General features: G+C 70.3%; 1 protein-coding gene. It reads right to left on the bottom strand.

All coding sequences use genetic code 11. The features are described from left to right. Nucleotides 1-610 (bottom strand): beta-ketoacyl synthase N-terminal-like domain-containing protein (locus IE249_RS39640; protein ID WP_229860042.1); only part of this gene is annotated, 610 nt, incomplete at both ends.

Raw genomic sequence — 610 nt, forward strand, 5'->3', positions numbered from 1 at the left:
GCCAACGCCTGCCGGATCACCCGCTGCTGCGACGGACCATTCGGAGCCGTCAGACCATTACTCGCACCGTCCTGATTCACCGCACTACCGCGCACCACCGCCAGGACCGGGTGACCGTTGCGCCGCGCATCGGACAGCCGCTCCACGAGCAGCATGCCCACACCCTCACCCCAGCCCGTGCCGTCCGCACCCGCCGCGAAGGCCTTCACCCGGCCGTCCGCCGCAAGACCCCGCTGACGGCTGAAGTCCACGAAGTTCTCGGCCGTGGCCATGATCGTCACGCCGCCGACCAGGGCGAACGAGCACTCGCCGTTACGGAGGGCCTGAGCCGCCCAGTGGAGGGCGACAAGGGAGGACGAACAGGCCGTGTCGACCGTCACCGCCGGGCCTTCGAGACCGAAGACGTAGGCGAGGCGGCCGGAGACGACGCTGGCCGCGTTGCCCGTGCCCAGGTGACCCTCCAGCCCCTCGGGTGCCTTCATCAGCAGGGACAGGTAGTCCTGGCCGTTCGTCCCGATGAACACGCCCGCCTGGCTGCCGCGCAGGGCGTCCGGAGCGATACCCGCACGCTCGAACGCCTCCCACGCGGTTTCCAGCAGCAGCCGCTGCT

The sequence above is a fragment of the Streptomyces anandii JCM 4720 genome (genome assembly GCF_014650655.1).
Classification (GTDB): Bacteria; Actinomycetota; Actinomycetes; order Streptomycetales; family Streptomycetaceae; genus Streptomyces; species Streptomyces anandii.